Annotated in this window: 25 protein-coding genes and 1 tRNA gene; 14 read left to right on the top strand and 12 right to left on the bottom strand. The window is 56.8% G+C overall.

What is annotated here, in order from left to right; translation table 11 throughout:
• Positions 1-2 precede the first annotated feature (2 nt).
• The 5 genes from ACR3E6_RS02515 to ACR3E6_RS02535 form a co-directional block, all read right to left on the bottom strand.
• Positions 3-1,895 carry a bifunctional sugar phosphate isomerase/epimerase/4-hydroxyphenylpyruvate dioxygenase family protein gene (locus ACR3E6_RS02515; protein ID WP_480485663.1) on the bottom strand — a complete coding sequence of 631 codons (1,893 nt, stop codon included), beginning with the start codon at positions 1,893-1,895 and terminating at the stop codon, positions 3-5.
• Positions 1,895-3,190 (bottom strand): TRAP transporter large permease, encoded by a 1,296-nt coding sequence (locus ACR3E6_RS02520; RefSeq protein WP_480485665.1) that lies wholly within the window; start codon positions 3,188-3,190, stop codon positions 1,895-1,897. The genes ACR3E6_RS02515 and ACR3E6_RS02520 overlap by 1 nt, the downstream gene beginning before the upstream one ends.
• Positions 3,187-3,762 (bottom strand): TRAP transporter small permease, encoded by a 576-nt coding sequence (locus ACR3E6_RS02525; protein WP_480485667.1) that lies wholly within the window; start codon positions 3,760-3,762, stop codon positions 3,187-3,189. The genes ACR3E6_RS02520 and ACR3E6_RS02525 overlap by 4 nt, the downstream gene beginning before the upstream one ends.
• A 30-nt stretch (positions 3,763-3,792) precedes the next feature.
• Positions 3,793-4,803 (bottom strand): TRAP transporter substrate-binding protein DctP, encoded by a 1,011-nt coding sequence (gene dctP / locus ACR3E6_RS02530; protein WP_171634656.1) that lies wholly within the window; start codon positions 4,801-4,803, stop codon positions 3,793-3,795.
• Between the two features lie 88 nt (positions 4,804-4,891).
• Positions 4,892-5,977, bottom strand: a complete 1,086-nt coding sequence (locus ACR3E6_RS02535; RefSeq protein ID WP_480485669.1) for a Gfo/Idh/MocA family protein — start codon at positions 5,975-5,977, stop codon at positions 4,892-4,894.
• 213 nt (positions 5,978-6,190) lie between these two features.
• Between ACR3E6_RS02535 and ACR3E6_RS02540 the strand changes: the two genes are divergently transcribed.
• Positions 6,191-6,844 (top strand): GntR family transcriptional regulator, encoded by a 654-nt coding sequence (locus tag ACR3E6_RS02540; protein ID WP_170417164.1) that lies wholly within the window; start codon positions 6,191-6,193, stop codon positions 6,842-6,844.
• Between the two features lie 315 nt (positions 6,845-7,159).
• Positions 7,160-7,882 carry a hypothetical protein gene (locus ACR3E6_RS02545; RefSeq protein WP_480485671.1) on the top strand — a complete coding sequence of 241 codons (723 nt, stop codon included), beginning with the start codon at positions 7,160-7,162 and terminating at the stop codon, positions 7,880-7,882.
• 536 nt (positions 7,883-8,418) lie between these two features.
• Here the strand turns inward: ACR3E6_RS02545 and ACR3E6_RS02550 are convergent.
• From ACR3E6_RS02550 to ACR3E6_RS02570, 5 genes are all read right to left on the bottom strand, one after another.
• Entirely contained in the window at positions 8,419-9,417 is a 999-nt protein-coding gene (locus ACR3E6_RS02550) for a Shedu immune nuclease family protein (protein ID WP_480485673.1), read from the bottom strand.
• 179 nt (positions 9,418-9,596) lie between these two features.
• Positions 9,597-9,673 (bottom strand) — tRNA-Arg (locus tag ACR3E6_RS02555).
• Positions 9,674-9,737: 64 nt separating this feature from the next.
• On the bottom strand, positions 9,738-11,120 hold the full coding sequence (locus ACR3E6_RS02560) for a sensor histidine kinase (RefSeq protein WP_245223563.1): 1,383 nt from the start codon (positions 11,118-11,120) through the stop codon (positions 9,738-9,740).
• A gap of 18 nt (positions 11,121-11,138) precedes the next feature.
• Positions 11,139-12,557, bottom strand: a complete 1,419-nt coding sequence (locus ACR3E6_RS02565; protein ID WP_480485675.1) for a dihydrolipoyl dehydrogenase family protein — start codon at positions 12,555-12,557, stop codon at positions 11,139-11,141.
• Between the two features lie 3 nt (positions 12,558-12,560).
• On the bottom strand, positions 12,561-13,292 hold the full coding sequence (locus ACR3E6_RS02570) for a TVP38/TMEM64 family protein (RefSeq protein WP_152456930.1): 732 nt from the start codon (positions 13,290-13,292) through the stop codon (positions 12,561-12,563).
• Between the two features lie 295 nt (positions 13,293-13,587).
• On the opposite strand from ACR3E6_RS02570, the gene rpmH reads away from it, so the two are divergent.
• The 12 genes from rpmH to ACR3E6_RS02630 all read left to right on the top strand — a co-directional run bounded on the left by rpmH (position 13,588) and on the right by ACR3E6_RS02630 (position 24,105).
• Positions 13,588-13,722, top strand: a complete 135-nt coding sequence (gene rpmH / locus ACR3E6_RS02575; RefSeq protein ID WP_005980833.1) for a 50S ribosomal protein L34 — start codon at positions 13,588-13,590, stop codon at positions 13,720-13,722.
• Between the two features lie 25 nt (positions 13,723-13,747).
• Positions 13,748-14,173 carry a ribonuclease P protein component gene (rnpA, locus tag ACR3E6_RS02580; RefSeq protein ID WP_480485677.1) on the top strand — a complete coding sequence of 142 codons (426 nt, stop codon included), beginning with the start codon at positions 13,748-13,750 and terminating at the stop codon, positions 14,171-14,173.
• Entirely contained in the window at positions 14,170-14,415 is a 246-nt protein-coding gene (yidD, locus tag ACR3E6_RS02585) for a membrane protein insertion efficiency factor YidD (protein ID WP_171724214.1), read from the top strand. Before rnpA ends, yidD begins: the two co-directional genes overlap by 4 nt.
• Before the next feature lie 67 nt (positions 14,416-14,482).
• Entirely contained in the window at positions 14,483-16,099 is a 1,617-nt protein-coding gene (locus ACR3E6_RS02590) for an acyl-CoA dehydrogenase family protein (protein WP_480485680.1), read from the top strand.
• A gap of 43 nt (positions 16,100-16,142) precedes the next feature.
• The gene (ttcA, locus tag ACR3E6_RS02595; RefSeq protein ID WP_480485682.1) at positions 16,143-17,036 is read left to right on the top strand and encodes a tRNA 2-thiocytidine(32) synthetase TtcA; all 894 of its coding nucleotides are present in this window, start codon (positions 16,143-16,145) and stop codon (positions 17,034-17,036) included.
• A 61-nt stretch (positions 17,037-17,097) separates the two neighbouring features.
• Positions 17,098-18,630, top strand: coding sequence for a putative bifunctional diguanylate cyclase/phosphodiesterase (locus ACR3E6_RS02600; protein WP_480485684.1), 1,533 nt, complete (start codon positions 17,098-17,100; stop codon positions 18,628-18,630).
• A gap of 126 nt (positions 18,631-18,756) precedes the next feature.
• On the top strand, positions 18,757-20,592 hold the full coding sequence (gene yidC, locus ACR3E6_RS02605) for a membrane protein insertase YidC (protein WP_480485686.1): 1,836 nt from the start codon (positions 18,757-18,759) through the stop codon (positions 20,590-20,592).
• Positions 20,589-21,326, top strand: a complete 738-nt coding sequence (locus tag ACR3E6_RS02610) for an MOSC domain-containing protein (RefSeq protein WP_480485688.1) — start codon at positions 20,589-20,591, stop codon at positions 21,324-21,326. The genes yidC and ACR3E6_RS02610 overlap by 4 nt, the downstream gene beginning before the upstream one ends.
• On the top strand, positions 21,323-21,976 hold the full coding sequence (yihA, locus tag ACR3E6_RS02615; protein WP_480485690.1) for a ribosome biogenesis GTP-binding protein YihA/YsxC: 654 nt from the start codon (positions 21,323-21,325) through the stop codon (positions 21,974-21,976). Before ACR3E6_RS02610 ends, yihA begins: the two co-directional genes overlap by 4 nt.
• A 60-nt stretch (positions 21,977-22,036) precedes the next feature.
• Positions 22,037-22,900 (top strand): acetylglutamate kinase, encoded by an 864-nt coding sequence (gene argB / locus ACR3E6_RS02620; protein WP_171119631.1) that lies wholly within the window; start codon positions 22,037-22,039, stop codon positions 22,898-22,900.
• Positions 22,901-22,924: 24 nt separating this feature from the next.
• Entirely contained in the window at positions 22,925-23,611 is a 687-nt protein-coding gene (locus tag ACR3E6_RS02625; RefSeq protein WP_480485692.1) for a ferredoxin, read from the top strand.
• Positions 23,608-24,105 (top strand): SixA phosphatase family protein, encoded by a 498-nt coding sequence (locus tag ACR3E6_RS02630; protein WP_480485694.1) that lies wholly within the window; start codon positions 23,608-23,610, stop codon positions 24,103-24,105. The genes ACR3E6_RS02625 and ACR3E6_RS02630 overlap by 4 nt, the downstream gene beginning before the upstream one ends.
• 49 nt (positions 24,106-24,154) lie before the next feature.
• On the opposite strand, the gene ACR3E6_RS02635 is transcribed toward ACR3E6_RS02630, so the two are convergent.
• Together ACR3E6_RS02635 and ACR3E6_RS02640 are read right to left on the bottom strand one after the other, a co-directional pair.
• Positions 24,155-24,946, bottom strand: a complete 792-nt coding sequence (locus tag ACR3E6_RS02635; RefSeq protein WP_171724223.1) for an amino acid ABC transporter ATP-binding protein — start codon at positions 24,944-24,946, stop codon at positions 24,155-24,157.
• A 12-nt stretch (positions 24,947-24,958) separates the two neighbouring features.
• Positions 24,959-26,257: an amino acid ABC transporter permease gene (locus ACR3E6_RS02640; RefSeq protein WP_171119635.1), complete on the bottom strand. Its 1,299-nt coding sequence runs from the start codon at positions 26,255-26,257 to the stop codon at positions 24,959-24,961.
• Between the last annotated feature and the right edge of the window lie 3 nt (positions 26,258-26,260).

Genomic DNA, 26,260 nt, shown 5'->3' on the forward strand with positions numbered 1-26,260 from the left:
GGTCATTGCGTCTGCACCTCTTTCACCGGCTGGGTTTTGCTTTGCGCAGCAAGGCGAATGGGTGCATTGCGCGCGCCATAACCGGCATAGCCCATACGGCGTTCAACAATTTCGAAGAAGAAGCCGTTAAAGATGGGGCGGCTGTAAATCTGAAAATACTCAGCACCCGCCGCCCGATCGTAGAGAATGTTCCCCCTGCGCAATTGGGCGACCAAATCGTCATCCAATCCGAATGTCGCTTGCAGATCAGCGTAGTAGTTCTCCGGGATGGACAGGCTGGGAAAGCCGGACTTGAGCAACTGGGCTGAAGTTTCAAAAATATCGTCCGATTGGAAGGCAATGTGCTGAACACCGGCGCCAAAGCCATCTTCAAGGAATGACGCCGCCAGAGTTCGGCGCCCAACGGCCCCGTTCAGGTTCAGGCGCACTTCGCCTTCTGGACTTTCGATAGCCTGGCTTTGCACGACGCCGGACGGATCGGCGACGTTCACAATAGGAGACTTTGCCATCTCAAAAGTCGAAATGTAGTAGAGCAGCCAGCTCTGCATCTCATCGTGACGCATCGTCTGTGCCAGATGGTCGATGCGGCGCAGACCGGCGGGCTGGGTCGCTTTGGTCTTGGCGACTGGCTCAAACTCGATGTCCCAAACCCGATGCAGATCGGATTTCTCATCGATGAAATGAACGACGTTGCCACCAACACCCCGAATGGCCGGGATATCCAGTTCCCCTGTTCCCACCGGCTGTGAGAAATTCGGCGCGCCCAACGCGGTCGCCCGCTGAACCGTCTGATCCGCATCTTTGACACGCAACCCCATGTCACAAACGGAGGGGCCGTGACCCAGGAACGCCGAATGGGCAAAACCTTCCTTTTCGGTATTCACAACGATGTTTATGGCACCCTGCCGCCACAGCTCGACGGACTTGGTGACGTGTTTTCGCTCCATTCGAAAGCACATTGCTGACAGCATCTCTGCAAGCTGCGCGCCGCTTAATTCATCAGCTGTAAATTCGACGAACTCAAAGCCTGATACATAGACGCGTTCCGGCAGGTCCGGGATACCGAAATCGGTTCCCGGTTCGGTCCGAGATACCTCATCTAGGAGGTTCACCAGCGACCTGTAGCTGTCTCGGGCCAGCGTCCTGCCTCCGGGTTGCGGCGCCGCTTCGTTGACACGCGCAATGGACCAAGGTCCCTTGTAACCGGCGCGGGACAAAACCCGTACGAAACCCGCAAGGTTCAGCGACCCAAGCCCCGGCAGAAGCCCAAAATGCCGTTTGAGCCTGCGAATATCCATCTCAAGTCGCGGTGCATCGGACAGTTGCACATGGAACAGCCGCTCTCCGGGAATGTCCCGAAGGCGGGCTGGTTTGGACCCATCGGCAAGCGAGAAGAAGGAATTCAGGGCCAGCCCGAAATGGGGGCTGTCGATGGCTTCAACGACGCGTAACGCCTGCTCATCCGAGCGAATAAGATCCGACCATGGCAAGCCCATATAGGCCAGACGCATCCCTATTTCTTTAGCGATTTGGGCCGCCTCGCCAAGATCTGCGATTACCTGTTCTTCGGTTGCAGCGGCATCGACGTCGAAGGCAGACCCGATTAGCAGTAATTCCGTTCCCAACTCGGTCATCAGGTCGAGTTTGCGTTTCAGCCGATCAAAGGCGCGCTCCCGTCCACCGCCGGACTGGCCTTCAAGGTTATGGAAGGGTTGCAGCAGGCAAACCTTCAGGCCGAGATCTGACGCAATGTTCCGGATCTGAGATGGCGACCCGTCAAAAGCAGTCAAATCCGGCTCGTGTAATTCGACACCCCCGAATCCCGCGTCAGCGATAGTACTCAGCTTTTCAGCCAGATCACCGGGGATCGACGTTGTCGAAACCGAGAGGCACATTATCCCTGATATCCAAACATACGCGGCAACCACAGGACCAGATCCGGCATCAGCATCATGATCACCAATGCGAAGATGAGAACCGCCAGGAAGGCCCAGATTTCCGAGATGATTTCACGCAGCGGAATGTCCGTCACGGCGTTGATTACAAAGAGTAGAATGCCATAGGGAGGCGTGATCAGGCCGATCATCGAGTTCACGACGACCAGCACTCCGAAATGCACCAGATCAATTCCAAGCGCTTCGCAGGTTGGAATGAACAGGGGCACGATCACAAGAATGATCGTTGTCGCGTCCAACACGCAACCCAGCGCGAGGATCAGCAGGTTAACCAGGATCAGGAAAACAATCGGACTAACATCTGAACCCTCCAGCAGTACCGAGATCGACTGTGGAATCTGTTCCTGAATGACGATGAAGTTCAGAATGAACGCGCCGCCAATGACCACCCCGACAGCGGCGGAAGAGCGCGCGCTGTCGACGAACACTTGATACAGGCCACGGAAAGTCAAGGCACGATAGAACAGGGCGGCGAGAAGCAGCGCATAGAAAGCAGCCACTGCTGCAGCCTCGGTCGGAGTGGTGACGCCGCCGTAGATTCCGTACAGCAGGATTGCAGGCATCAGCAGCGCCGGAAACGCGTTGGCGGTTTTTGCGGGCAACTCGCGCAGCGGAACAGGTTCTTCCAAAGCAAAGTTCCGCTTTCCGGCCAGATAGTAGTTCATCGCCATCAGAACGACGCCCATGATCAGACCCGGCAGAATACCGGCCAGGAACAGCGACCCAATAGAGACCTTGGAAACGAGCGCGTACAAAACCATCGGGATCGAGGGTGGAATAATAGGGCCGATCGTTGCCGACGCCGCCGTGATTGCAGCTGCGTAACCTCGGCTGTAGCGGCCATCTTTGGTCATCATTTCAATGATGATCTTCCCGATCCCCGCGGCATCCGCGACGGCCGAGCCGGACATACCCGAAAAGATCAGTGACGCTACCACGTTTACGTGCCCGAGGCCGCCCTTGAAACGACCGACAGCAGCGACGCAGAAGTTCAAAAGACGGTCCGTGATCGACCCAGCATTCATGATATTCGCGGCGACGATGAACAAAGGCACGGCAAGCAGGATCGTGCTTTTGTAGAAGCCTTGCAGGATTTTCTCGCCCGCGAGGGCGACGTCCAATCCGGCCGTGCCCAGATACACCAATGAGGCCAAAAGGATGGAATAGCCGATAGGTGTCCCGATGCCTGCCAGAAGAAAGAGAGCGAGCAGGCAGGAAAGAAGTTCAAAACTCATTTCTTAACTTCCTCGCCCTCTTCGACGTCGACACGCGGATGGTCGTCAACGACGTTGTACCCAACGACCAGTTCCAACTCTGTCTTTGGTGGGCCATTGCGTATGACGTCGAAGAATATCCACGCGTACCGCGCTGCGACGACCAGCATGAATACCGCGTAAATCGAGAACACTGTGCGCAGCGGTATCTTCTCGCCGGAGAACGGATTGCGGACAGTCGATGTCTTGCGGATTTTCATCCAGTCGATGTAGTCCCACGTCGGAAGGAAGCTGTAGAGCATACCGACCACGATCGCTGCGGCCGCCAGCATCGCAAAGACCTGCCGCACGCGCATCGGTACGGAAAGGTAGATAATGTCGAACTTCACGTGATCCCGTTCTCGCACTATGAAAGCGCAACTGAAGAAGATCACCCAGACCCACAGAATGCCGATGAGTTCAAGCGTCCATCCGGCGGGGGTAAAGAAGTAGCGCAAGAGTATTTGCAATAGGAAGATCAGGAAGATTGCCGCCAGCATCCCGCCGGCAATCGCTTCGGTCAGTCGGGAGAACCCCTTCATAAAGGCTTTCATTATGGTTCTCCCTCCCTTCTTCAGACGACTTTAGTTGCCCAGAGCGTTGATCTGCTCAAGCACACCGTCCGGCCATGATCCGGCGAATTCACTTTCCAGGTACATAGACTGTACCTGATCGCGGAACGCAGCGAGATCGGGTTCGTAAATCTCCATGCCCTGCTCTTTCAGGAAGCTGACCAGATCCTCTTCTTTCTGAAGCTGTTTCTGGCGGCCTGATTCAGCTGCTGCGTCCGCAGCTTCCTGAACCTTGGCTTGCTGTTCCGGTGTTAGCCCGTCCCAAACCTCTTTGCCGATGGCGATATAGTTCAAGTCGACCAGATGCGATGTCAGGACGATCTGATTGGTCACTTCATAGAACTTGGCGTCGACGACGGTCGGCAACGGATTATCCTGCCCGTCAACGGCACCGGTCGACAGCGCGGTATAGACTTCGGAGAAGGCCATCGGTGTCGGCGCGGCACCCAGCGCTTTGCCAAGGAACTGCCATGCGTCGGTGCCCGGCATCCGCAGATTCACGCCTTCCAAGTCTGCTGGCGTCGTGACTGTCAGCTCATCCTTGGGTTGGCGCAGGTTAACCTGACGACGGCCCAGATACATGACCGACAGCAGTTTGACGCCCAGCTCTTCTTCAGCCTTCTGCTTAAAGGCATCCATCAAGGGATCGTTGAAGACAGCCACCTGATGCGCAGCGTCCTGGTGGACATAGCCTGCGGTAAAGATCGAAAACTCGGGGAAGAACTGGGCCAGTTCCTGCGCCGAGGTGATCGACATTTCCAGGTTACCCCGGCTGATGGCGTCCAACTCGGTGCCTTGGGCGAAGATGGTTCCATTATAGCTGGGCTCGTAGCTTGCGAAATCAGCGACCATGGGCGCGAAAACCTCGGCCATAGCGACCGAGCGCTGATCGGTCTCCGATCCTGATGTTGCGAGGCGAAGTTGCACTTTGTCTTCCGCCAGCACACCACTTGTTGCGCTAAACAGAACACCGGTTGCGACCAGGGCTGACACAGCAGCCCGGCGGGTAAGTTTGGTAATCACTTTGCTCCTCCCTGAGACATCATGATGCATTTTTCCGATTCTGAGTTTTGACCTATTTTGGACTTTTTGCAAGATTTTTTGCAAAATATCAGATATTATTCATTACCTGTATTCTCTGTTGCTGCGTTTCCTGAAGGTTGCTTATCCTGACTGTTTCACCTGTTCTGCAGGAATTCTGAATAGCTTCAATAACTTGAAGTGTTCTGAAACCTTCCCATCCAGACACAATCGGTTCTGCTTCGTGCCGAGCTACTTCAACAAAGTGCCTAAGCTGATTGACCAGGGGGTCAGACGCACCCTTCTTCAGCGCGGTTGATGAGATTGGCGTCCACCAGTCCCTTTGCTCACCCTGGTAACTCCACAATCGAAGATCAGGAACGGACAACGAACCATGAGAGCCACCTATCATGTAGCTACTCTCAGCGGTCGACGGATAGATTGGATATTCCTGAGACGTCATCTCCCAGCTCCATGGAGCAACGATGCTGTCGGACACACTTATGGTCCCTATCGCCCCGCTTTCGAACGTCAACAGAGCACCGGCAACATCTTCGTTGTCGTAGCCCCGCTGCGATGCAGCCGACTGAGCCTGTACGGTCACGACTTCTCCGGCCAAATACCGCAGAAGATCGACGTCGTGGACCAGATTGACTGAGATGGGCCCTGCACCGGGTTTCTTTCTCCAAGGCGCAGCATCAAAATACTCATCGGGCTTGTAAAACCAGCAATTCGCATGGACAGCGCGCACATCTCCAATCTTCCCGTCGACAATGGCTTCCTTCGCTGACTTGATCAGAGGATTGTGCCGACGATGATGTCCGACCATCAGTGGCACATTGGCCTTTTCCGCTTCTTGGACAAGCTCCAGTGCAGCGGAGGCTTCCACGGCGATCGGTTTTTCGACGAGTACGGGACAACCATGCCGAACACATGTGAGCCCTTGTTCGACATGAAGCGTCGTGGGCGTCGCGAGCACAGCTCCGTCCGGCGTCTGATTTGCAAACATATTCTCGAGGGTCTCGTAACACGCAACGCCATGCTCCGCAGCGTAGGTGCGCCCTTCGTCACTGGGATCAACAACCGCAACAAGATCGACATGACGCAACGCGCGGATCGCGTCTGCGTGGCGGCGTCCAACAAGGCCAATGCCGACAATGGCAATGCGAAAGTTCATTGACACTTTGCTTCCTTCCAGAGGGTTCGGAAACTCCGAAACCAATGTTTATGACTGAGCTGCTTTGCCCAACTTGAACTCGACCGTATTGGGGTTTTTGCGATTCCACAATAATGTATGATATTTTTATTTCTACCATACATCAGATTGGATTGCTGATAACTCTATAAAGTGGTATTTGAAGGAGGAATCTAAAAATATCGGGTGAAACGCATGGCGAAACAGCCGTCTACGATAGGTGCAAGCACCTATCAGCGCATCAAGCGGGATATCATCTTCGGAGAGTTGCAACCCGGCTCCAAACTGAAGCTGGACGCATTGAAAGAGCGCTACTCAGCAAGCCTTTCAACACTTCGTGAAACCCTGAACAGGCTTGCCAGCGACGGTTTTGTCGAAGCTCCCGAACAAAGAGGCTTCCTGGTTACGCCGGTCTCTCGCGAAGACCTGACCGAGATATCAGAGTTGCGTGTCCTGCTGGAATGCCACGCGTTGGAGTTGTCCATTGCGAATGGCGACACGGACTGGGAAGGCAACCTCGTTGCCGCGCACCACAAACTGCACCTGATGGAACAGCAGCTTCTCAAGGGCGACGAGTCCGAGAAAGAAACCTGGAAACGATATGATTGGGAGTTTCACCAAGCGATGATCGCGGCCTGCAACTCCAAGAACCTTCTGTCTCTGCACTCGATCATCTACGACAAGTATTTGCGGTATCAGATGCTCGTGCTGACCTATCGCGGCGAAGAGGCAGTCAAGGAGCATAAGGGCATGTTCGATGCCGCATTGGCCAGAGACGCGGGCACCGCTAAGAAGCTGTTAGAAGATCACATCCGAAACGGTCTTTCACATACGCTGGAGGCTATGTAGCTCGCTGTTGTTGCCGCCTATCTCCATCACCTGAATCAACGGCACGGGACCTGAAAGGCAAGTTTAATTACTGTGCTTACCAGACGAATTCCGTAAGTTTATGATTCGACATCCGAACCCGCTACATCAGGCAGCCGTTTAAACAGGGATGAGAACGCTAAGCTTCCGCAACCAAGGGCTGCTTTGCACCACCACAACAAACCGCGAACATCCTTGAAACGGTTTTATGTGAAGCGATCTCTGGTTGAGTAGTGGCCCTTCAGTGGAACGAGTGCATAAGGCAGCCTCGCGGGACAAAGAAGGCTTTGAAAGTGATTGTATGAATGGCTGGTTCGCGTATTTCATAGCCGACAGCTCTATCCGCTTGACCCTGCAAAAGCTGCCGACCCTGTACGTGGACAAGCGGCCTTGCAGGAATTGCCGTCAAACTGTCTTCCTTACGAAGGTGAGCCATTGAAAGGGCTAGTACGAATTCACGATATCCCTGCGCAGCGTGGATTCGGTGAAGAAGCGGAAGGCGAGGAAGACGACGACGCTCCCGCAGGATCTCCTGGTAGCAAGCTTTCGGATCAACTCCGCAGCTACTATTCAAAACACCTCGATCCGGCGAAAGGACCTGATGCAAATGATTTAGGCGCGCTTCAAGCCATTGAAGCGGCGCAAGACGCGTTTGATCAAAAGCTAACCGAAAGCTTCGCAGCTGCATTTAGTGAAGTTGAAGAAATGAGGTACCCAAGCGTAACAGACCCGAAACCAAAGGTTTCTACGAGATTAAAGGCAATCGACGGGTTAAATCACTCTTCGGCTGTAACATTTGTCGTTGATGTGGCCCCTACGGAAAGCGAAGATATGGTGCCGCTGCTGCGGCTTCCAGAAAACAACAATGGGCTCGGATACCAAAACCTAATTTCGATTATTTTCAGGTTGATGAGCTTTCGCGACTCTTGGATGCGCGTCGGCAAGGCTGCCAATGCTAACGATGACGTTCAATACGAACCACTACATCTGGTGCTGGTTGAAGAACCGCAACCCTATTAGACAACACCGTGTCCTCGCCTGAGCCTGCGGGCCGCACCACTACTGTCGAATAGCATTGCCTCGCCCCCATCCGCGTTCGCCACGTGGCAGATCAGCAGGAACAGGTGCCTTCGGCGTCTGATCCGCAAATCAGACCTGATTTTCCCAAAAGGGAAGTCGGGATCATTGAAATCGGTCTAGGTGCTTGATGAAGGACGTGAGGCGAAAATGGCAAGGTTCTGTCGCTGGTGGCAGAACTATGTGTCGCCTGACAAGGAAACCAGTGGCGGACCGAGGAGGATTCGGTAATCTATGAATTATCGTTTTAATCAATAAATTACATGAATTTTCAGCATCAAATGTTGCGGGATTTGTTGCGGGATCAGATGAACCCCTTAGACACTCTTGGTGATGAACTGGGCGCGTTCGAGCAATTCATCGAAAGTCAAAATATCCACCGTCCGGTTTTCTTGGCGAAACAGTTCAAATGTGTCGCGTTTTATTTGCGCTGTTCTCACGTTTTCCGCTTCATCAAATTCACCTCGCGATCCGATGACTTAGATTGTTTTTGCGTTGCGCGTTCGCGCTTCAAGTTTTTCCGTTCCGGTCCTATTGTAATGATCGCCACTTTGAGCTGAGGCCAACCACTCGGCTTTTTGCTCAAGGACTTGAGAAACGGCACTGGTAAACTCAGAACTAAACTCCCACGTTCCAGCCCTGCCGCCTTTGCCTGATTTGAAAATTCCCGTGTTTGGCCGTTTGATTTCTACCAAAACGGTATAGTCAGTGAAGTTGAGCAGAAAATCGACAACGGGTTTGTTCTGGTTATCTGTTCCACCTCCTCCAACTGTCATTTCACGATCAAATTGACGCATGATCCGATAATCAAGGCCGTAGCCAAATACCCATTGATGCTTATCGAAAAAGTCTTGCCAGTGGGCTTCGGACCAATTCCCGGAAGCGATCTGTGCTTCAAATTCTTCAACACCCTGACGTCTTCCAAATAGGATATTGATCTCCTCACTTGTGAGGTCGGCCTGCAAAGCGCGAACAACTGATTTTCTCTGGTCATTACTTAATAACTTGATGCGTTCGACTAACCCACGATCAGAAGCGTCAATTATCGCTTTCGGACCTGATTGGGTGGAAATGTCCTCAATTTGGAAGTTGTCTTCGTTGGAAAGATCAATGAACTCAATTTGCCTCAAGAACGACAGCAGGCGGTTGAATTCATCTTGTCGGAAAGTAAACTCGTTCTTCTCGGAAGCTTGGATCCAATCACCCGCGCGCGTTTGAAAGCTCCGCAATGTGATACGACGCACTTGCTTTTCGTCTTGGGTTACTAGGGCCGTTACCTGCGTTTTTCGCTTCTCGCCGGATAGACGTAAACATGCCGCCCCCTCAACTTCACCAAGTTGTAACCTATCAGAACCCTCCATCACCATTCGCACCTGTCGTAGTTTTTCAGGTGAGCGGTCGCTGTAAGAGAAGACCTTTGAAATGTATGTCTTCGATTCTTTTCTTAGTTCGAAAAATTTTTGTTCATCATCACTCATGCCGGGAGTTTGCGTTGGTAACCACCACGGCACAAGATTCTATCCTGCGCCGATGCAAACAAAGTGCATTCAATAATAAATGTTGCGGGATTTGTTGCGGGATGGTTTGAATCCTCCCTAAATTTTTCGAGTCCGCGCGCGAAAAAGTTGTTTATTTTCAATGATTTAGGGGAAACCAGTGGCGGACCGAGGAGGATTCGAACCCCCGACCCCTTGATTCGTAGTCAAGTACTCTATCCAGCTGAGCTATCGGTCCGCGTTGGTGAGGCGGTGTTTAGACCTGCTGCCCGAGACGTGCAAGCCGATTCTTCAAAAAAAAATCAAAAAGTCATATCCCCGCGCGGAAGGCTGATTTCAAAGACTGTTCCCTCGGGTCCGGTCTCTTTCAAAACCAGGTCCCCGCCATGGCCGCGCACCAGCTCCTGCGAGATTGCCAGCCCCAGACCCGAGCCACCCTTTCGGACCCCACCCTGAAAAGGTGTAAACAGGTTTTCGCGCGCCTTGGGGGGAAGACCCGGCCCCGTGTCGCGGATTTCAATGCACCAAGCATCGTCGTATTCACACCCCGCAATCGTAATCCGGCCAGGTTTTCCCGAGGTAACCAGAGCCTGTCTTGCGTTGCGCACGAGGTTCATGATGACGCGGTACAATTGTTCGGGGTCGGCGCGGGCCACAAGCGCGTCCGGCACTTCGTTCACGATTTCGACGCAGGCATCGGCGACGGCGAGTTGTTCGCTGGCCGCGACATCCGCCGCGATTGCGCGGATCGGAACCATAGTCAGAGTGGGCGCGGGTTCTTCCGCGCGGCCAAAGGCCAATGTGCTTTCACAAAGGGACACGGCCCGGGTGATGGAATTCACCAGTTTCGGCGCCATCCGCCGCACCAGCGGATCATCGCTGGCCTCGATCCGGTCGGTAAACAGCTGCGCCGACGTCAGGATATTGCGCAAGTCATGGCTGACTTTGGCGACGGCCCCCCCAAGCTGCGCCAGCCTTTCCCGCTGTTTGAGCGCCTGGGTCAGGTCCGTTTGCAGCATCTTCAGTGCCTCCTCGGCCTCTCGCAACTCCGTCACCTTCGAGTTCGGCGAGATTATGCCACGCGCGTCCTCTGGCGCACTGGCATAGCGTTGCATGTAGCCGACGACGCTTTTGATGGGCCGCACAAGTACGACGCGCACGGCGAGAAACAGAAAAAACGCTGTGATGATGGAGATCACAAAGGACAGACCGAGAATACGCAACCCGTAGTCAATCATCGCCGTTCGCAACGGCATGCTATCCATGGTGACTTCGATCAGAAGGCCCGCCCCCTTGACCGGTTCTCCGATGACCCGGATGACTTCGTTTTCGGGTTTGAGAAAGCGGCTAATCGCATCCCGGATCAGAATCCAAGGGCTTGCATCCCGCAAATCGAACGTGTCGGCGATTGGATCGGGAATCGGCGACGACAGCATCAGTTGCCGAACCTCATCCCGTCGCAACACGACATTGTAGACGCCTGCGTTTTCCAGCAGTTCTGCCTCAAGATCTTCGGCCAGCATGTCGTCCGCCAGCAAAGCCAGCGAGGCGATCTGCGCGCGTTCGAGCCTGTTCAGCAGAAAGTCCTCGCGGAACCGGGCGATCGACGGGACAAAGATCAGAACCTCGGCCAACATGACGAAGACCGTCGTCAGGATCAGAAATCGGCCCGAAAGCGAGTTCAATTTGCGCCCCTCCTCAGGTCAGGGAATCCAGCGCTGGACGAACCGGACCACTCGTTTAACTGTCTGATTCTCAAACAGCCTTGGCGAGAAATAAGCACCCGCCACACGTTTGTTAAGCTCTCCGATCGTCGGATAGGGTGAAACCATGGCGGCGATCTGCCCCATCTTCAGGTTATTGACCAAAGCCAACGACCACAAGTTGATCAACTCACCCGCCTGATGCCCGACGATTGTGGCGCCGACGGGTCGGCCTTTCACGACCATGACCTTGACGAAGCCTTTGGTTTTGCGCTCGGCAGTCGCCCGGTCATTGTGGATATAGTCAAAGCGGGCGATTTCGAGCTTTTCTCCATGCGCCTCGCGGGCCTGAGCTTCGGTCAGTCCGACCTGGGCCAGCTCTGGATCCGTATAGGTGGCCCAAGGGATATGTGCCGTTTTCGCCCTGGACGGCAGACCGAACAGGGCCGAACGAATGATGACACCTGCATGATACCCTGCAACATGGGTGAATTGCAGGCCACCCGTTACATCTCCGATCGAATAGACGCGGCGATTGGCCGTGCGCAACGCGTCATCCGTTCTGATGCCGGTTTTTGTGCGTTCAATTCCGGCTGCTTCCAGGTTCAGACGCTCGATATTGGCTTTGCGACCGGCAGCGATCAAAAGATGAGAGCCCCGGTGAATTTCACCGTTTTCGGCAACGACCTCCACAGCGCCCTCTGTTCCGCGCACCTGAGCGATCATGGCGTTTTCCCGGATGTCCACGCCTTCACTGCGCAGGGTATCCAGCACCACGGAGGCAGCCTCGGGATCGTCTTTGCCCAAGGCTTTGAACCCTTCGACGACCGTCACCTTGCTGCCGAGGCGTATATGGGCCTGCGCCATCTCCATCCCGATCGGGCCGCCCCCGATGATCAGCAGGTGATCTGGCCGCTCTCTCAAGTCAAAGATGGTTTCGTTCGTATAATAGGGCACCGTGTCCAACCCCGGAATCGGCGGCACCAGCGGTGATGAACCGGTCGCAATGACGATGCGACGTGCACAGATGACATGATCCCCGGCCTGCACCTTTTCAGGGGATATGAACGTGCCATATTCGCGAATGACCGTCACGCCGAAGCCTTCGAACCGCTGCTGGCTGTCCATCGGTTCGATCTGCGCGATCACATCATGAACATGATCCTTTACTGCGGCGTAGTCGACCTGAGGGATTGTATCAGCGATGCCAAAACGAACGGAATGCGCCTGAGCATGGGCCGCTTTGCCGCTTGCGATCAGCGCCTTCGACGGGACACAGCCGAAATTCAGGCAATCCCCACCCATCTTGTGCCCTTCCAGCAGGACAACATCCGCGCCCATCTGGCTGGCACCCGCGGCGACGGACAATCCTCCGGACCCGGCGCCAATGACCAGGAGGTCGGTTTTCAACTCTTTCATGGTTCAGGTGCCTCTTTTCGCGCGCAGTGCTTTGAAAACGATGGGCAAGGCGGCCAATATACACAACCCGATAATCGGCCCGATCACGAACGGTTCCCACAGCAACGAAACATCAGGCGTTTCCCCACGGTCGAATACACCGCCCAAACCGACCCCGATCCAAGTGTACACGATACCTCCGGGAATGATGCCCAGCGCGGTCGTCAAAAGAAAATTGCGGAACTTCACACCGACCAAAGCCGGCACGAGATTGGCAACAAAGAACGGCACCACCGGCACCAGACGCAGCAGAAACAACACCGAGATTTCGTTTTCCCGCAGACCGTCCTTCAGTTTTCTGACCGTGCCTTCTGATGATTCCAGTCGCGACGTCAGGGCTTCGCCCAAGCCCCAGCGTGCCGCCAGAAAGATCGCCGACGCACCGATGGTGGCGGACACGACATTGAAAACAGTTCCCGCAAAAAGACCGAAAAGAAAACCGCCCGTCATCGAAGCCACCGCGGCACCGGGCAGTGAAAAGGCCACTATGACGATGTATATGGCGACAAAAGCGGCTGCCATGATCCAATAGTGACCGTCCCGCCACGCCAGAAGCGCCTCGCGATTGTCCCGCAAGGTCTCGAAAGTCAGGTAATCCCCAAGCGTGAAAAAGCCGACAACGGCTACGCTCAGGATTACAAGCAGCGGAATGTGGCGTGCGAAACCGTTGCGCGGCGCCTGGCTTGTGTCGGACATCAGATTTTCCGGTTCTTTGTGCTTCATCTTGTGCCCAAGATGCGCTGACTGACGGGCCAGCAATAGGGGGATCACGGGGCCTTGATCTTTGTGGCACCGAATGTGAGGAATTTCGGCGATAAACGGGTATTTTGAAACCTTTTGCCGTTGCCGGTTACAGAATTGTTGCAAAAGCTGCGAAAACCTGGCCGTTGGGGTTTGACTTACCCCCCGCTTGGCAGTAGAGGACGGGCTTCGAACACCACGGGCAGGCGAATCCGCGCCGCACCCGACCGCATAGATTGGAGACGGAGCGATGAAACGCACCTATCAGCCTTCGAACCTGGTTCGCAAACGCCGCCACGGTTTCCGCGCGCGCATGGCCACTAAGGCCGGCCGCAAGATCCTGAATGCACGCCGCGCACGCGGCCGCAAATCGCTGAGCGCGTAAACCGCTCACCGATCAGGTTATGAACATGACGCCGCCGGAGGCCCCTGAGGTTGGTAGGAACCACCCCGGGAACAAGCCCCCGGCGGCGTCCGTTTGTGCATCTGAACCCCTGACCGTTCTCAAGAAACGGTCCGACTTTCTGAAAGCGGCGCGTGCCCGCCGACAAGGCACGTCTTCGATGATGGTGCAGGCCCGCAAGCGTGGCCTCGGCGAGGGCATCGGGATTCGCGTGGGGTTCACCTGCTCGAAAAAAGTGGGCAATGCCGTGGCCCGCAACCGCGCCAAGCGCCGTCTGCGCGAAGCCGCGCGGGCCGTGTTGCCCGAAGCCGGCCGCGACGGGTGGGATTACGTTCTGATCGGCCGTGCCGAAGTTACCGCCAACCGCCCCTATGACGCATTGTTGGACGACCTGCGCTATGCGCTCCGCAAGGTGCATGCGGCTGAAAAATGACCTTCCTGTCCCATATCGTCGCCCTGCCTGTTCGGGCGTATCGGCTGATCTTCAGCCCATGGGTCGGTTTCAACTGTCGCTACCAACCCACCTGTTCCGCCTATGCGCTTGAGTCGCTGGAGAAACACGGGGCGGTCAAAGGATCCTACCTGGCCGCTCACCGGATCTGCCGTTGCCACCCTTGGGGCGGCGACGGATATGATCCGGTACCTGACGACAAGCATAACGACCCTTCGTCCTGACCCCTCGTCAGACTTGACCGGCAAGTGCCGCGCCTGAACAGTTGGACCTGCACAACCCGAGGTCCCGATGAAATCCCCAGCGCGCGACACCCTGCCAACCCACGATGTCCTGAACCAACCGCCCACGCGCGGCGGCACCGATCTTTGGCTGTCCGATCCGGTCCTGCAAGACGCAGCAAAGACAGCGGGCGCGCGCGCTTTGGAGCTGGCGGCATATGGCAAAACACTCGGAACCGAAGAAACGCGGGAACTGGGTCGGGAAGCCAACCGGCATCCGCCAGAGCTGCGGCTGTTCGATCCCGGCGGCAGGCGCCTGGACGAGGTGCGGTTTCACCCGGCCTATCATCAGATGATGCAGATCAGCCAATCGGCGGGCTATGCCGCACTGGCCTGGGATGGACAACCCGGAGGGCATGCGACCCATGCGGCGATGGTCTATTTGGCCGGACAGGTCGAACCCGGGCATTGCTGCCCGATGACCATGACCTATGCAGCAATCCCTGCACTGGCCGCCAATGAACACATTACCTCGCTCTGGCAGCCAAAACTCATGGCCCGCCACTATGATCCTTCGAAGGAACCGATCGGTCAAAAGACCAGCGCGACGCTGGGGATGGCGATGACCGAAAAACAGGGCGGTTCGGACATACGCGCCAATACGACCATTGCGGCACGCGACGGGGATCATTGGCGCTTGCGAGGGCACAAGTGGTTCTGTTCCGCGCCAATGTCGGATGGGTTCCTGACACTGGCGCAGGCGCCCGGCGGGTTGACCTGTTTTCTGGTGCCCCGCTGGCTCGAAGGCGAACGCAATGCGATCCACCTGATGCGCCTGAAAGACAAGCTGGGCAACAAATCCAACGCATCCTCGGAAATCGAGTATCATGACGCGCTGGCCTATCAGTTGGGCGAAGAAGGCGCGGGCGTGCGCACCATACTGGAAATGGTGCACCACACGCGGCTTGATACAGCCATGGCACCGGCCGGGCTGATGCGTGCCGCGCTCAGCGCAGCGCATCATTGGGTGGAACACCGCAGCGCGTTTCAGCGCCGATTGATTGATCAACCGCTGATGCGAGCGGTCCTGTCCGACCTTGTTCTGGACTGGGAAGGCGCAGTGACCCTGGGAATGCGTGTGGCACAAGCATTTGACGGTCAGACACCCGAAGACAAGGCCTTTGCCCGGATCGGCGTCGCATTGGCCAAGTTCCTGAACAACAAGCGTTGCCCGGTCGTCGTCGTCGAAGCGATGGAAGTGCTGGGCGGCATGGGGTACGTCGAAGACACGCCCTTGCCCCTGATCTATCGTGAAGCGCCCCTGAACAGCATCTGGGAGGGGTCAGGCAATGTGATCTGCCTCGATATCCTGCGCACCCTGACGCGTGAGCCGCTGGCCGCCGAGGTTCTGGGGGCCGAGTTGGATGCGGTACGAGGCACGGACAGAAGGTATGACGCAGCTTTGACCGCGCATCGCAACCGCTGGCCCGGTCTTCCGCCCGAGGCCGAAGCGCGCTGGTACGCTGAACGTACGGCACTGCTGCTGACGGCCTCGCAATTGCTGCGCCATGCGCCCAGCGCTGTGGCTGACGGCTTTGTTGCCACACGTCTTTCCGATGACAGCGGCCGCATTCCCGGAGCAGTAGCCGGGTTGGATACCGGCGCCCTGCTGGCGCGGCTTGGCTGACCCGCCACTTGCCCGGTTGCGCCATCTGCTGTAGGGGCTGCGCATGTTTGATGATGCAGACGATATCCACCCGCTCTTTGCCGGCGCGCCCTCGACCACCGAGTTCAAGAAACTGCGCAAACGCATCGTGCGCCAGACCCGCGAAGCGATCGAACGATACGGGATGGTTGACCCGTCCGCCCATGACAAGGACGGCACACCGCCGCGTTGGCTTGTCTGCCTGTCGGGCGGCAAGGACAGTTATACGCTGCTGGCCGTCCTCTACGAACTCAAATGGCGCGGATTGCTGCCTGTCGATCTTCTGGCTTGCAATCTGGATCAGGGACAACCCGGATTTCCGGCAACGGTCCTGCCAGAGTTTCTGGACCGCATGGGCGTGCCACACAGGATCGAGTATCAGGACACATACTCTGTTGTGATGGACAAGGTCCCGCAGGGCCGAACATATTGCGCCCTGTGCTCGCGACTGCGCCGCGGCAACCTGTATCGCATTGCCCGGGAAGAAGGCTGTTCCGCCGTCGTGCTGGGACACCACCGCGACGATATTCTCGAAACGTTTTTCATGAACCTCTTCCACGGAGGCCGTCTGGCCACCATGCCACCGAAACTGGTGAACGAAGAGGGAGATCTTTTTGTCTTTCGCCCGCTTGCCCACGTCGCCGAAGCCGACTGCGAGAAATTTGCCAAGGCCATGCAGTATCCGATCATCCCCTGCGATTTGTGCGGCAGTCAGGACGGGTTGCAACGGCAGCAGGTCAAACAGATTCTCGACCAGTGGGAAAAGAACAGTCCAGGTCGGCGTCAGGTTATGTTCCGCGCGTTAACAAACGCGCGCCCGTCGCACCTGTTGGATGCGAAACTCTTTGATTTTGTTAATCTTTCCATAAACTCTGACGAAAAATCGGAAAATTTGGAAGAAATACCGCTTCTGCGTTAACGACTGACTCAGACTGGTTTCCTAGGCTCGGCATACCATTCATGCCCAAGGTCAGGACCCGATGCGGAATCATCCTTTCGTCGACCGTATTATTGAAGCTTTTGGAAACGTGGCATACGGCCCAGCCTTTCTGGCCTTTGTTCCGGCAACAAGCCTGGGGGCGTTCTGGCTTGGCGGTGAACGCGCTTTGGTCGCGGTGGCCCTGGGCTTGCCCCTGATGATTGCCGGCATAGGGGCAATGGCCCCCAACCCGGCAGACAGGAAACGGCAACAGGGTGGCCTGCTGCCGAATGACCAGTTCGAAACCGTTCTGGCTGAGGTGCTCTGGGATAGTCGCCGCAAAGGTGAAACGTCGGCCTGTTTCGCTGTGATCCTGGACGACTATATGCAAATGCTCGATCTGCATGGCCAAGCAGCAGCGAACCATGTGGCGCAGCAATTCTGTTTGCGCATCATGTCCATGATCCGCTCCAGTGACACCGCAACCCGGATCGATGGAAACAAGATGATGGTTGTTCTGCACCCGACGCAACAGCTTGATCTGGAAACCTGCATTCAGATGTCGGGACGAATACAATCCGCGGTCGAAGACCCCATCATGCTGAACGGAACCGGAGTTTACATGTCCTGCTCCATCGGTTTCTGCCTCAGCAGCAATGTCCCCGACGGCACCGCGAAAGACTGGTGCAACGCTGCTAACAACGCGCTGCAAGAAGCACAGCAAAACGGGCCGTCAACGATTCGTGCCTTTTCGTCCGAAACACGTCGCCGAGCTCAGGTCAGAACCAATCTGCGCAAGGAATTTGATGCGGCGCTGGAAAGCGGTGAAATTAGACCATGGTTTCAACCGCAGATCTCGACGGATACCGGGCGTGTGTCCGGGTTCGAGGCTCTGGCCCGCTGGGAACACCCGGCAAAGGGAGTGCTGGGCCCCAATATCTTTCTGCCCTTTGCCGAACAGGCAGAGTTGATGGGCAAACTGGGACAGGCGATGCGGCATCACGCCTTTTGCGCAATGCGCGAATGGGATCGCGCCGGTCTGACCGTACCACGCATCGGCATCAACTTCTCGTCGGACGAATTGCGCGACCCGGGACTGATCGACCGCCTGAAATGGGAATTGGATCAATTCGACCTGACGCCGGACAGATTGGCGGTCGAAGTATTGGAGACCGTGTTTTCCAGAGGGCCGGATGACGTAATCACCCGCAATGTCACGGGCTTGGCCGCAATGGGGTGCTGTATCGATCTGGACGATTTCGGCACCGGGCATGCCTCGATCGCGTCAATCAAGCGGTTCAACGTGTCCCGGATCAAAATCGACCGCTCTTTCGTGACAAAGGCGGACCAGGACCCAAGCCAGCAGCAGTTGGCCAGCGCAATTCTGACCATGGCAGAACGGCTGAATCTGGAAACGCTTGCTGAAGGGGTCGAGACGCCCGGGGAACACGCCTTGATGGCGCAATTGGGATGTGACCATGTTCAGGGGTTTGGCATCGGCAAGCCCATGCCTTTCGAAAAAACCGAGGGCTGGATCACGTCTCATCGCAACAAGATCGACGGAATGCCCAAAATCGGGCGGCAAACGGGCTGAAGAACCGGAAACTGCACCACAGAAGACCAATCCATGACGAAATGACGAGCGATTCCGCTTGACCTTTGGGCCTGCACTCTGTTGAACCCTGCGGGTGTCTTTCACTGCTCAAGGTGGCTGTCCCAGATGGACGATCAGAACAAGAATCTCATCCTCGCAACCGCGCTCAGCTTTCTCGTGATCCTGGTCTGGTTCGTGCTGTTCCCTCCTCCGGAACCCACACCAACCACGGAACAGGCTGAAATCGCCAGCATCGAAGGGAATGAGGTTCAGACGCCCAGCGCCGCCGACACCGGTACGGTCGGCGAAGCAACTGCAACCGCCACCGAAGCCGAAGCCGAAGCCGAAACCGAGGCGCCCCGCGTCAGCATCGACACGCCCCGCCTGACGGGTAGCCTGTCGCTTGCCGGTGGCCGAATTGATGAGCTGTCGCTGAAGGATTACAAGGTTTCACTGGACGAGGATTCTCCGATCGTCGAACTTCTGTCCCCGGTTGGAAGTGACTCGGCCTATTATGCCCTTTACGGCTGGGCCCCCGGCGCGGGCCTGTCGGTCACGGACGTCCCCGGCCCGAACACTCTTTGGACGCTTGAGCAGGGCGAAACTCTGGGTGTTGACACTCCGATCACGCTGGCCTGGGACAATGGAAACGGCCTCACCTTCCGCCGCACCATTGCCGTGGATGAAAACTACATGTTCTCGGTCACCCAGTCGGTCGAGAACACCACGGACGCCGAGGTCGGCATGGCCCCCTACGGCATTCTGGCACGCCACGGCATGGGCGAAGACGGTGACCTGCCCGGCCTGAAGAACTTCTTCATTCTGCACGAAGGCGTCATGGTCATGGCTGACGGCGTTCTGGATGAGATCGACTATGGCGATGTGCGCGATTTCGATATCGACCCCAATGAACGCGCGCAGGCCGAGGTCTATCAGGTCAAAGAAGGCGGCTGGGTCGGGTTCACGGATCACTACTGGATGACCACCCTGATCCCGGCCGAGGGTTCAGCGTTCAAGGCCGCTGCCAAATACGATTCACGTCGCAAGATTTACCAGACGGAAACGGTTCTGCCGACCCTTACAGTCGCGCCCGGCGCCACGGAAGAGGTCACAACCAGGCTTTTCGCCGGCGCCAAGGAATGGGAAACCATCCGAGAGTATCAGGCGGAAGGTGTTCAGAAGTTCATCGACAGCATCGACTGGGGGTGGTTCTACTTCCTGACCAAGCCGATCTTCTGGCTGCTGCACAACATCAATGCCCTGATCGGAAACATGGGCTGGTCGATCATCGGACTGACGCTGATCATCAAGGCCATCCTGTTCCCGCTGGCCTTCAAATCCTACGTCTCGATGGCGAAGATGAAGGAATTGCAGCCGCAGATGGAAGCCCTGAAAGAAGCCGCCGGCGACGACCGTCAGAAGATGCAGCAGGGCATGATGGAGCTGTACAAAAAGGAAAAGGTGAACCCTGCCGCAGGCTGCTTGCCAATTCTGTTGCAGATTCCAATCTTCTTCTCGCTGTACAAGGTTATTTTCGTGACGATCGAACTGCGTCAGGCCCCTTGGTTCGGCCCGTTCCAGGACCTGAGCGCGCCGGATCCGACTTCGATCATGAATCTCTTTGGCTTGCTGCCTTGGGCCGGCCCGCAGCCTGACAGCCTGATGGCGTTGATCTTCATCGGCATTCTGCCGCTGCTGCTGGGTATTTCGATGTGGTTGCAGCAGAAACTGAACCCGGCACCAACCGATCCGACGCAGGCAATGATCTTTGCCTGGATGCCTTGGGTCTTCATGTTCATGCTGGGTGGTTTCGCCAGTGGCCTGGTCGTATACTGGATCGCGAACAACACGATCACGTTCACACAGCAATATCTGATCATGCGCAGCCAGGGCTACAAGCCGGACGTGTTCGGAAACATCAAGTCCGGTTTCAAGCGGACGCCAAATACGGACAACAAATGAGCGGAACGGTTTCAGGCCTTTGGCGCCACCCGATCAAAAGCCACGGGCGTGAAGCCCTGAGCCAAGTCACACTCATCCCCGGGCAGACCATGCCCGGGGATCGCGTTTGGGCGGTCGCTCATGAGGCCGCCAAAACCGATGGTTCTGAATGGGCCCCCTGTTTCAATTTCAGCCGCGGTTCAAAAGCGCCTCAGTTGATGGCCATTTCGGCCGAATTGCAGGGCGAAAGGGTTACACTGCGCCACCCGCAGCGACCGGAATTGACTTTTGAACCTGATACGGAACAGGAAGTCTTTCTGGACTGGGTAAAGCCGCTTATGCCTGCGGATCGCGCTGCATCAGCCCGGATCGTTCGGGTTCCCGGGCGCGGTATGACGGACAGCGACTTTCCGTCGATCAGCCTGTGCAACATGGCATCGCATCGCGCAGTCGAACAGAAGCTGGGCCAGACTCTGTCCATTGTTCGGTGGCGCGGCAATATCTGGTTCGAAGGTCTGCCGTTGTGGGATGAGTTTGACTGGCTGGGCCGTGACGTGCGCATAGGCGAGGCCGTGCTTCGGGTACGCGAACGGATCACGCGGTGTATGGCCACCACTGCCAATCCCGAAACCGGTGAGAGGGACGCAGACACGCTGCGCGCCCTGAACAGCTGGGATCATCAGGATTTCGGCGTTTACGCCGAGGTCCTTCAGGGCGGCGAAATCCGCGTCAACGATGAGGTGCAGGTGCTATGACCACGCTTCCCTTCCCCCTGGCCGAAGACCCGGATGAATTCGCCCTGGAACGAGGCCGCAAACTATTTGCAGGCCCGTCCGAGTTCGTCAAAGGCGTTGTCGCCATGAACGGTCTGCCTGCCCCGGACCGGTTGGAAGTCTGTTTTGCGGGGCGTTCGAACGTGGGCAAGTCCAGCCTGATCAATGCCTTGACCGGCACGAAGGGTCTGGCCCGCGCATCCAACACACCCGGCCGCACGCAAGAGATCAACTTTTTCACCCAAGGCCCGGAACTCTATCTCGTGGACCTGCCGGGCTATGGCTATGCAAACGCCCCGGTGAAAGTGGTCGAGAAGTGGCAGAAGCTGCTGAAACAATATCTCAGCGGGCGCCAGACGTTGCGCCGTGCCTTTGTCCTGATAGACTCGCGCCACGGGGTAAAACCGGTCGATGACGAAATCATGAAGTTGCTGGACACCAGCGCCGTGACGTTTCAATGCGTACTGACCAAGGCAGACAAGGTCAAAGCCAACGAACGCGAGAAGGTGTTGGAACAAACCCGGGCTGCGTTGTCCAAACATCCCGCAGCTTTTCCGGGGATTGTGCTTACGTCTTCCGAAAAGGGTGATGGCATCGCGACCCTGCGGTCCATCATTGCGCATCTGGAATAGCTTCGCCCTTGGCAGCGTGGGGCAAAGGTCCTAACACGGTTTTCCAGAAGGACTTTAGCAATGAAGACACGAGATATGAACCGGGACTGGATCGCCACCGCAGCCACACTCAACAGCGCCCTGCCCTATCTGCAGCGCTATGACGGAGCCATCGTCGTCATCAAACTTGGCGGACACGCCATGGGCAGCGATGAGGCGATGGAGAGCTTTGCCCGGGACGTGGTTCTGATGCGCCAGGTGGGTGTGAACCCGGTGGTCGTCCACGGCGGTGGTCCGATGATCAATGCAATGCTGGGCAAGTTGGACATTCAATCCGAATTCGTGAACGGCAAGCGAGTGACCGACAAGGCCACGGTTGAAGTGGTCGAAATGGTTCTGTCCGGGCTCGTGAACAAGCGCATCGTACAGGCGATCAATGATCAGGGCGGGTCGGCCGTGGGCCTGTCTGGCAAGGACGCAGGCCTGATGGTCTGCGATCAGACGGATGCGTCGCTGGGCTTTGTCGGCACTCCTGCCGAGATGAATCCGAAGATCCTGCATGATCTGTTTTCACATGACGTAATCCCGGTCATCGCCCCGCTTGGTGCAGGCCGCGACGGTGAAACATTCAACGTCAATGGCGACACGGCAGCCGGAGCAATCGCTTCTTCGCTCAAGGCAGACCGTCTGTTGCTGCTGACGGATGTTTCCGGTGTCAAGAACGCGGCGGGCGATGTCGTGACCGAACTCAAGGCCGGTCAGATAAGGGAAATGACCCGCGAAGGCACCATTGCAGGCGGTATGATACCCAAGACGGAAACCGCACTGGACGCCCTGCACAGCGGCGTTCGGGCTGTCGTCATACTTGATGGGCGCGCACCCAATGCCGTGCTGCTGGAGCTGTTCACCGAACATGGGGCCGGGTCGCTGATACGCCCGGACTGACCCCGCAAGAGAGGAGGAGGAGACATGACACATCTTGCACAGGCTTCCTCTAATCCTGACGCGACGCCCTATGAACAGGTTGAAAACGCCGCCCTTGATACTGGTTTGTTGGTCATGGGCGCACTGCATCCTCGCCACGTTGCAGCCAAAGACCTCGAAACCGGCACGCTGATCCTGTTGGGGGCCGGGCCGGGATTCTGGCCCGTACTGAAAGCCTCACCGGAATGGCACCAGGCCGACCCCGTTGACCGATGGTCGAAAAGGGTCGTCGGTCAGATGGCCGAAAGGCTCGGCGCACAGGCGTATTTCCCGTTCGGCGGCCCTCCGTACACGCCATTCATTGACTGGGCACTCAAGTCTGGGCGAACGTTCAGCAGCCCGGTCGGGGCATTGGTGCATGATACCGTTGGGATGATGATTTCCTATCGGGGCGCACTGCATTTTGCCAAAGAGTTCGCCATCCCAACACCTTCCGGCGTGTCGCCTTGCGAAACCTGCGCCGCGCCTTGCACGACGACCTGTCCGGTCAGTGCGCTGAACGCGCAGGAGTTCTATGACGTCGCTGCATGCCACGACCATCTGGGCACTGCTGAAGGTCAGACCTGTATGGCGGGCGGGTGTCTGGCCCGCCTTGCCTGCCCTCTGAGCGCGGGCGCAGGACGCGACCCGGAACAATCGGCCCATCACATGAAAGCCTTTCATCCGTCATGACCCGAATTCTGATCCTGACACGTCATGCGAAATCCAGCTGGGATAGCCCGGGTCTTGGCGATCATGACCGCCCGCTGAACAAACGTGGACGAAAGTCAGCCCCGGCCATCGCTGCTTGGTTGCGTCACCACGGCTGGTTGCCGGATGAAATCCTAAGCTCTACATCAACCCGCACCCGCGAGACATGGGATCGCATGGGTTTGCAGGCCGATAAAGTCAGCTTTCACAGCGCGCTCTACCACGCTGATTCAAAGGTCATGCTGCGGGAACTTTCAGGTGCTACGGAACCGGCTGTTTTGATGATGGGCCACAATCCCGGGATCGCCGATTTTGCCAACCGTCTGGTGCGGCAACCGCCAAATCATACACGCTTTTTCGACTATCCAACCTGTGCAACAACCGTCATGTCGTTCGAAATAAACAGCTGGGCCGAGGTCCGATGGCAAACCGGGACAGTGCTGGGGTTCACCATCCCGCGTGAGTTGATCGAATAGAAAAAGGCGGGGCAATACCCCGCCTTCATTCATTCAGCCTTTGTGCAGGTCAGTGACCCAGAATCTGGCTCAGGAACAGTTTGGTCCGCTCGCTTTGCGGGTTGTTGAAAAACTCTTCGGGTTCGTTCTGTTCCACGATCTGACCGGCATCCATGAAGATCACGCGGTTGGCGACCTGACGGGCAAAGCCCATCTCGTGCGTCACGCACAGCATGGTCATACCTTCTTCGGCCAGTTCGATCATGGTGTCGAGCACCTCTTTGATCATCTCGGGGTCCAGCGCCGATGTCGGTTCATCGAACAACATGATCCGTGGCATCATGCACAGTGAGCGGGCAATCGCGACACGCTGCTGCTGACCACCTGAAAGCTGACCGGGATACTTGTCGGCCTGTTCAGGGATTTTGACCTTTTCCAGGAAATGCATCGCCCTCTCTTCAGCCTCTTTCTTGGGCGTCTTGCGCACCCAGATCGGGGCCAGCGTACAGTTTTCCAGAATGGTCAGATGCGGGAACAGGTTGAAGTGCTGGAACACCATTCCAACCTCGGACCGGATCTTGTCGATGTTCTTCAGGTCATTCGACAGCTCGATCCCGTCCACCACGATCTTGCCTTGCTGGTGTTCTTCCAGTGCGTTCAGGCAGCGGATCAGGGTGGATTTGCCCGACCCTGACGGGCCCGCGATCACGATCCGCTCGCCCTGATTGACGGTCAGATTGATGTCGCGCAGCACGTGGAAGGACCCGTACCACTTGTTCATGTTGTTGATTTCGATGGCGACCTCGTCGCTCACCTGCATCTTGGAGCGGTCGATTTCGCGGTCGATTGCAAGTTCAGACATGTGTTGAACTCCTTAACGATGATCTGTGGCAAGGCGACGCTCGAGCCACTGAGAATATTGAGAGATGCCGTAACAGACGACGAAGAACAGAAGCGCGGCAAAGCCCAGAAGCTCCCAGTAGACGCCGTTCCATTCGGTCGACGCCAGGATGGGTCCCCGGATCATGCCCACCAGATCGAACATCGAAATTACCGAGACCAGTGTCGTATCCTTGAACAGGCCAACGGCCACGTTCACGATCCCGGGGATCGAGATCTTCAGCGCCTGCGGCAGGATGATAAGCCGCATCGCCTGCGGATAATCCAACCCAAGACTGTCTGCGGCCTCGTACTGCCCGCGCGGAAGCGCTGCCAGACCGCCGCGGATCACCTCGGCGATATAGGCGGACGAGAACATGGTGATCATGATCACAACGCGCAGGAACAGGTCGACCGTGCTGTCAGGCGGGAAGAAATAGGCCAGCATCACCGAAGCCACGAACAGCAGCGTGATCAGAGGCACGCCGCGGATGAACTCGATGAAGATGACGCAGACCCACTTGATCAGCGGCATGTTCGACTGTCGCCCCAAGGCCAGTGCGATCCCAAGTGGTACCGACAGCGACACACAGGTCACGCCCAGCATCATGTTCAGCATGAAACCGCCCAAATCACGGCTGGGAACGGCCGTCAGCCACGCGTTTTCTGATGCGCCTTCCGGGATCAGGGCCCCTCCGACGTTCCAGATGACCAGTGCCGTCACAATCGCTCCGAAGAACCCGGCGGCAAAGTTGTTGTTGCCCAGCTTCTGGAAGACACCACCGGCGGCTATGCAGCCAACAAGCGCAACCAGAGGCACGAGGATCGTGCCACCCCAGATCAGCCAGAAAGCCAGGAAGGGATAGACCGCAGTGAACAACAGCATCTTGCGAGGCAAGTCAAAGAACAGCACCGGCGCAATCGCCACCAGCATCAGCACAAAGGCCAGGTTCGGCCGCCAATAGGCATCGACGGGGTACTTGAACCCATAGATCAGCTGCGGCCAGCGTTCCGTCAGAACCGCGAAACAGGCTCCGGTCTTGTCCCCCAGAATCTCGCGGCATTCCGCGAGCGAGTTGGCATTCCACACTCCGTTCAGAATCCATGGCAAGGTATTCTTGAGAAGAATGTAGATCAGGATCAGCGACAGAACTGTCAGGATCGAGTTGACGACCCCTGAAAACAGATTCTCGCGCAGCCATTTGATGACGCCGGTCTCATTTGCCGGCGGCGGTGAGGGCGGGATGGTGCCTTCGGCCACGAAGGCGATCGGGTTTGTTGCTTGATCACTCATGGC

The sequence above is a fragment of the Ruegeria sp. AL3 genome, assembly GCF_056536065.1.

Excerpts from the sequence above, each read along its gene's own strand:
- ACR3E6_RS02515 (WP_480485663.1), bottom strand. The coding sequence starts at position 1,895 with ATGTGCCTCTCGGTTTCGACAACGTCGATCCCCGGTGATCTGGCTGAA.
- ACR3E6_RS02520 (WP_480485665.1), bottom strand. The coding sequence starts at position 3,190 with ATGAGTTTTGAACTTCTTTCCTGCCTGCTCGCTCTCTTTCTTCTGGCA.
- ACR3E6_RS02525 (WP_480485667.1), bottom strand. The coding sequence starts at position 3,762 with ATGAAAGCCTTTATGAAGGGGTTCTCCCGACTGACCGAAGCGATTGCC.
- ACR3E6_RS02535 (WP_480485669.1), bottom strand. The coding sequence starts at position 5,977 with ATGAACTTTCGCATTGCCATTGTCGGCATTGGCCTTGTTGGACGCCGC.
- ACR3E6_RS02540 (WP_170417164.1), top strand. The coding sequence starts at position 6,191 with ATGGCGAAACAGCCGTCTACGATAGGTGCAAGCACCTATCAGCGCATC.
- ACR3E6_RS02550 (WP_480485673.1), bottom strand. The coding sequence starts at position 9,417 with ATGAGTGATGATGAACAAAAATTTTTCGAACTAAGAAAAGAATCGAAG.
- ACR3E6_RS02565 (WP_480485675.1), bottom strand. The coding sequence starts at position 12,557 with ATGAAAGAGTTGAAAACCGACCTCCTGGTCATTGGCGCCGGGTCCGGA.
- ACR3E6_RS02570 (WP_152456930.1), bottom strand. The coding sequence starts at position 13,292 with ATGTCCGACACAAGCCAGGCGCCGCGCAACGGTTTCGCACGCCACATT.
- rpmH (WP_005980833.1), top strand. The coding sequence starts at position 13,588 with ATGAAACGCACCTATCAGCCTTCGAACCTGGTTCGCAAACGCCGCCAC.
- rnpA (WP_480485677.1), top strand. The coding sequence starts at position 13,748 with ATGACGCCGCCGGAGGCCCCTGAGGTTGGTAGGAACCACCCCGGGAAC.
- yidD (WP_171724214.1), top strand. The coding sequence starts at position 14,170 with ATGACCTTCCTGTCCCATATCGTCGCCCTGCCTGTTCGGGCGTATCGG.
- ACR3E6_RS02590 (WP_480485680.1), top strand. The coding sequence starts at position 14,483 with ATGAAATCCCCAGCGCGCGACACCCTGCCAACCCACGATGTCCTGAAC.
- ttcA (WP_480485682.1), top strand. The coding sequence starts at position 16,143 with ATGTTTGATGATGCAGACGATATCCACCCGCTCTTTGCCGGCGCGCCC.
- ACR3E6_RS02600 (WP_480485684.1), top strand. The coding sequence starts at position 17,098 with ATGCGGAATCATCCTTTCGTCGACCGTATTATTGAAGCTTTTGGAAAC.
- yidC (WP_480485686.1), top strand. The coding sequence starts at position 18,757 with ATGGACGATCAGAACAAGAATCTCATCCTCGCAACCGCGCTCAGCTTT.
- ACR3E6_RS02610 (WP_480485688.1), top strand. The coding sequence starts at position 20,589 with ATGAGCGGAACGGTTTCAGGCCTTTGGCGCCACCCGATCAAAAGCCAC.
- yihA (WP_480485690.1), top strand. The coding sequence starts at position 21,323 with ATGACCACGCTTCCCTTCCCCCTGGCCGAAGACCCGGATGAATTCGCC.
- argB (WP_171119631.1), top strand. The coding sequence starts at position 22,037 with ATGAAGACACGAGATATGAACCGGGACTGGATCGCCACCGCAGCCACA.
- ACR3E6_RS02625 (WP_480485692.1), top strand. The coding sequence starts at position 22,925 with ATGACACATCTTGCACAGGCTTCCTCTAATCCTGACGCGACGCCCTAT.
- ACR3E6_RS02630 (WP_480485694.1), top strand. The coding sequence starts at position 23,608 with ATGACCCGAATTCTGATCCTGACACGTCATGCGAAATCCAGCTGGGAT.
- ACR3E6_RS02635 (WP_171724223.1), bottom strand. The coding sequence starts at position 24,946 with ATGTCTGAACTTGCAATCGACCGCGAAATCGACCGCTCCAAGATGCAG.
- ACR3E6_RS02640 (WP_171119635.1), bottom strand. The coding sequence starts at position 26,257 with ATGAGTGATCAAGCAACAAACCCGATCGCCTTCGTGGCCGAAGGCACC.